Source organism: Orrella sp. 11846, from assembly GCF_048820935.1.
In the GTDB taxonomy this organism is placed as follows: domain Bacteria; phylum Pseudomonadota; class Gammaproteobacteria; order Burkholderiales; family Burkholderiaceae_B; genus Algicoccus.
Genome location: NZ_JBMERD010000033.1, coordinates 1 through 4,639 on the forward strand (window position 1 = coordinate 1; position 4,639 = coordinate 4,639).

9 protein-coding genes are annotated in these 4,639 nt (G+C 48.5%); all 9 read right to left on the reverse strand.

The window, feature by feature from the left end; genetic code table 11:
• Nucleotides 1-276: 276 nt before the first annotated feature.
• Nucleotides 277-510, reverse strand: coding sequence for a hypothetical protein (locus tag ACOI06_RS14345; protein WP_420663280.1), 234 nt, complete (start codon nucleotides 508-510; stop codon nucleotides 277-279).
• Nucleotides 500-976 carry a glycoside hydrolase family protein gene (locus tag ACOI06_RS14350; RefSeq protein WP_420663281.1) on the reverse strand — a complete coding sequence of 159 codons (477 nt, stop codon included), beginning with the start codon at nucleotides 974-976 and terminating at the stop codon, nucleotides 500-502. Before ACOI06_RS14350 ends, ACOI06_RS14345 begins: the two co-directional genes overlap by 11 nt.
• Complete coding sequence (locus ACOI06_RS14355; RefSeq protein ID WP_420663282.1) at nucleotides 966-1,214, reverse strand: hypothetical protein; 249 nt, start codon at nucleotides 1,212-1,214, stop codon at nucleotides 966-968. Before ACOI06_RS14355 ends, ACOI06_RS14350 begins: the two co-directional genes overlap by 11 nt.
• The gene (locus ACOI06_RS14360) at nucleotides 1,211-1,432 is read right to left on the reverse strand and encodes a hypothetical protein (RefSeq protein ID WP_420663283.1); all 222 of its coding nucleotides are present in this window, start codon (nucleotides 1,430-1,432) and stop codon (nucleotides 1,211-1,213) included. The genes ACOI06_RS14355 and ACOI06_RS14360 overlap by 4 nt, the downstream gene beginning before the upstream one ends.
• 39 nt (nucleotides 1,433-1,471) lie before the next feature.
• Complete coding sequence (locus tag ACOI06_RS14365) at nucleotides 1,472-1,780, reverse strand: hypothetical protein (protein ID WP_420663284.1); 309 nt, start codon at nucleotides 1,778-1,780, stop codon at nucleotides 1,472-1,474.
• Nucleotides 1,770-2,921 carry a hypothetical protein gene (locus ACOI06_RS14370; RefSeq protein ID WP_420663285.1) on the reverse strand — a complete coding sequence of 384 codons (1,152 nt, stop codon included), beginning with the start codon at nucleotides 2,919-2,921 and terminating at the stop codon, nucleotides 1,770-1,772. Before ACOI06_RS14370 ends, ACOI06_RS14365 begins: the two co-directional genes overlap by 11 nt.
• A 6-nt stretch (nucleotides 2,922-2,927) precedes the next feature.
• Nucleotides 2,928-3,116, reverse strand: a complete 189-nt coding sequence (locus ACOI06_RS14375; protein ID WP_420663286.1) for a hypothetical protein — start codon at nucleotides 3,114-3,116, stop codon at nucleotides 2,928-2,930.
• Nucleotides 3,097-3,465, reverse strand: coding sequence for a hypothetical protein (locus ACOI06_RS14380; protein WP_420663287.1), 369 nt, complete (start codon nucleotides 3,463-3,465; stop codon nucleotides 3,097-3,099). The genes ACOI06_RS14375 and ACOI06_RS14380 overlap by 20 nt, the downstream gene beginning before the upstream one ends.
• A 3-nt stretch (nucleotides 3,466-3,468) precedes the next feature.
• On the reverse strand, nucleotides 3,469-4,639 hold a 1,171-nt coding region (locus ACOI06_RS14385; protein WP_420663288.1), incomplete at its 5' end, for a phage tail tip fiber protein.

Here is a 4,639-nt window from a genome sequence, read left to right on the forward strand (position 1 = left end):
ATAGGACCTATAAGTACATAGAAGCAAAAGCGTAGCAATTTCAACAGCTTGCGAAGACAGTCGATCTCTCAACGGCTTCGCTTTTGCACCTATTATGGTCAATTTTCGCCTATTGTGGTCAAGATTTGGTCAGTATTATTGAGATTGAATAGATTTTATTTACACACCACCTTTCGACGTTCGTTATGCGTAACAATCTGACGTGCAAGACTATCCGACACGCCGGCCACATCATCGGCGGTCGGTCGGATATAGAACGTCCAGTCGCAAGAAGTATCAGTCACCGTCGCGCTGCACCCAGTCACCGAGACGACGGCGAATATCATCATCGCTCTTTTTAGCCAGGCCATTATCCACCTCATTCAGTTTTGTCAGGTTATCCAACCGGGCTTTTTCTTGCTCACGTTCAGCTTGCTGTTTGCCTTCTCGCTTACCAGAAAAGAAAGCCAATAGGAACGCAACGACCATTGCTCCAGTAGCGCCCAACGCAGTTAAAAGATCAGTACTCATACCATTCCCCAGTGCGCATTTGTTCCGCATGACGTTTGGCTCGGCTCGGTGTCTGTTTAGCCCATAGACTGTTCATCATGCCATCAGCTGCAGATTCGTACTCACCACGCTCAATCATTGCAAGCGTGTTCTTGAATCCCATAAGACCTGCCACACCCATCTGAAATGCCATGCTAACGATGACGGCCTTGCGTGCGTCGTCCAGATCGTCATACCAGGGCAGGGCAACAGCCAATGAGAGCCTGATGTTTTCAATATCATTTTGAAGCAAATAATCAGATTCTTTTGGACTAATTCCACCACCCTTGCGCCGATCAATCAGTCTTCCAACGCCGATAGTCCAGAACCCCAAACTATCTTGGTATGCGTGCAGTACCTCACCCTCTTCACTGCGAAGCATGCCTATCAACTGGTCGTTGAATGTTTCAACTGGCTTCATGATTGGCTTGTTTAAGTCAATTCCCATCTTTATCCCCTTGCTTCACCAGCCGCCCAAGCAAACCAACGACGGCAACCAGCACTACAACCTTAGGCATCCACTCGATTGGAATGTGTGCCTTCAGGTCAGCAGGCATCCAAAGCCACAGGCCTTCAAGTGATTCAGACAGTCCGATCACAACGAACGCCCAAACCGAATACCATTTTTTCGCATCTCGCCAATCGGGCACAAAATAACGATCACAGAATCCTGTCAGTTTCTTCATTTCCACAGTCCCGTCTTAATGCTTGCCCATGCCGCACCAATTGCCACCAGTGGCGCCGCCAGTTTCCCCAGCCATGTCAAAACTCGAAAGCCACCTTGCGCGGCTTTGAACGTATCAACCAAGTCACCCGTATCATGCTTGATGCAGTCAACTTGACGCTCAAGTCTATCCATGCGCTTCTCTAGTCCGGCTAAGCGCTCACTGTTTTTCTCGCACATTTATTTTCCTTCAGGCATAAAAAAGCCCCTTGCGGGGCGTCAGATTGTCAGCCATGTATTGGGCCATCGCCAAAGAGCAGCGACGACCACAGTAGCTACAAGTGGAGCAGCAAAATCCAGCACACTGTCCCAGCCCCAGTAGCGCCACTTTGAGAACGCGCGGAATTCACGCAGGGACTGGCTGGGTGGTACCCTCATTTCTGCCTGAGCGTGTTCGCGCCCAATGAAAAAGAACGTGCCAGCGGCGGCTCCCGCCCAAATGCTTCCTGTGAGTGCCCACACAGCAAGCTGCATAAGCACTGCACAGGCAGCATGTTCTAAGTGAGTGCGGTTGAACTCACTCAGCATCGGTGACATCCTCATCATCATCATCTTGACGCACTTCGACAAATCGCAGACTAATAAATCTATGCTCGATATCGACAGGATCGCCATTTTCCCACAAGCCCGTCGCAGGGTTCCATACGCGCTCGTATGTGCGAATCGTGAGCGTTACGTCTGCTGACTCATCGACCATGCCATCATCATCAACTTCTGGTGTAACGTCTTGTTCCCAATCACAGTTAAAATACTTATTTCCGTTTCTGTCTTGTGGAGTTTCGATATACCAGCCCTTTTGCGCCAAGCCGCTGGTACCAGTAATTTGGTACACACCATCATTCAGTTTTGTCATCGATGGCGTTTCATTGTGAAAGCCTTTCGCATCGATACGATCGTCGTAAAGCTCGATGATTGGTGATGCTTCTTTGATGAAGCCAGAGCCGTCTACGGTGGTGTTACCGGTGTCTAGAAGCATATGCCACTGGACCGACGATCCATCAGAGCCTCCTTTCCACGCGCTTCCGCCCAACCCCGCTGGTATAAGTAAATAACCCGTAAAACTACTCGATGATTTCACAGCAATTGCTCCTTGGAAAGTCGACGACGATCCTGGTAAATCCGAAGGCAGTTCTGGGTTATTCGATTTGGTCCCTCTGACGAAGCCACTCGGGACAACTGCCGCGAAATTATCCATTGGATATGCTGACCCACCCAGCCCCATCCAGCCATTATTACCTTGAACAGAAACAACACGACCAGATGTGTTATCAGTTGCGCTCGTAGTTGCATCACGAGTTGCAGCAGTGCCTAGGTTATCCAGCCCAAGTTTTTGCAGTGCTTGGTTTTGGTTGGATGCTTTGCTGAAGTCTTGTCCAAAACTTGACATATCGTAGCGGTTGATGAGGTCTGCTGCTTGTGCCGCTAAGTCTCTGATATAAGATTGCGTGGGGACGATTGTGTATGCCTGTCCAGACTGGCCGCTGCCAAGATACGCAGGACTAATTTTCAGGGAAGTGTTTGAAACAACTTCTGTGATTTCATAAATGCGTCCGTCAGGAGCGAGCAAGCCCTCCCCAATGCCGACGTTCGCAACCCACGCGGTTGACGCGCCAGTTACCGTGGTCGAGCCGTTCGTGACTGTGACTGTACCTGTTCTATACCATGCCATTCTTAATTACCTCTTAGGAAATTTGTCTTTAACGGCCTGACAACGGTCAAGCCACTCGGTTACTTCAGTGGGCAATTCTTCACCCGAATCTTTCATGTGTTTTGCAAGCTTGAAGATCGCATCAAGTTGGTCGCCAATTTTTGGGTACGCTTGTTGGCGTAAGCGTGTGTAGGGTTCAGAGTGTCGTAATTTCAATCTCGAACTCCTTGGTTAGGTAGGGAAACGATTCAATCGTGACTTTGTAGGTCCCCACCTGATCAAACTCCAGTTCAATTGTGTCTGACTCGGTTTCATACGTTTGCGAGTTAATAGTGATGATCGCAGGAACGGGTACGTTTTCTAGTGTGAGATCGTTCAAGGATGTGGGGTTTTCAGGACGCGGGGTTGGGGTGTCGTCGAGGACGTAGTAGGTGTCGGCGTCCCAGATTCCATCTACAAAATCCCCAAGTGCCTTCGTAGGTTCTAAAACAACTGGTGGGCCTGTAATCACAGAACCAAGTTTGCCTGTTGTGGGGTCGAATTGTGTGATTGAGTCTGCGTTCATTTGTTACCTCATTGCAAGGTTAAAACTGATAAACCCAGTGATTGCGGAGTGGCTGCGTGTGACAGTAATTGTTCTGCTTCCAGCAGGAATAGAGACAACTGCAAGCTGAACCCTACTTTGGTAATAAGTTGCTTCATATGGGTTGCCTGCCTCACCACTTTCATACTCCGTCACTGTGTACGAATTGGGGTGTAAAACAGCTAAAGTCCCAACACCTGAGGCAGATACAGTGATTGTCTGCCCGGGTATTGAAAAATTAGGGTTAATCTCTCCGACAATAATAAGTGTGCCTCCATCGACAGGTGCGACACTAAACGATGTACTGTTACTGTTAACTGTGACGCCCACAGAAATTGAGACAGAGTTCCCCGCAAGCTTTAGAGTTCCGACTTCAGCCGTTCCAATCTTTGCTGAAACAATTGCTGCATCATCAATCTTTGCTGTCGTAATCGCTCCCGAAGCAATCTTCGCCGAAGTAATCTCACCATTTTTAATCTTCGCGGCTTCAATCGTACCGTTGGAGATTTTGGCGTTGGTGATGGTTCCGTTTTCAATAAAGGCGTTCTTTAAGAACACTGTATCGTTCGCTACATCAAAGACAAAGGGTGAGTGGGTGACACCGTTCTTTTTCGTCAATAATCCAAAAGTATCAGCATGAATCAAGAACTCACTTCTTGACGTGCCATCCTCTCCGATGGCCGCACCCATCGCAAAACCTGTTTGCACAAGGCGATTGCCAGAATACACCTCGAGTTTGTTCTGGTAGGTGGCTTTTAGCTTTCCATCAAGTGTGGTCAGGGCTTCTGACGTTTGCTGTGCCGTGGCTTTCAAGCCTGTGGGACCATCAAGTTCGGCTGAAACTTCGGATTGTGCAATTGAAGATGCTTGGGCAGCATCAACTTTCGTTGTCTCAAGTGAAGCAATACGAGCGTTAACTCCACCAGATTTACTAAGTTCAGCAGTGATTTCTGACTGTGCAATCGCAGTCGCTTGATTTGCTGTAACCTTTGTAGTTTGCAGCGTTGAAATATCAGCTTCGATAGAGCCACTTTGCCCTGCTGTACCAAACCGAGAAGTCATCGCACTTTGGGCTAAGGAAGTCGCCTGTGCTGCTGTAACTTTCGTAGTTTGAAGGTTACTAATATCAGCTTCGATCTCAGAACCAGAACCAACC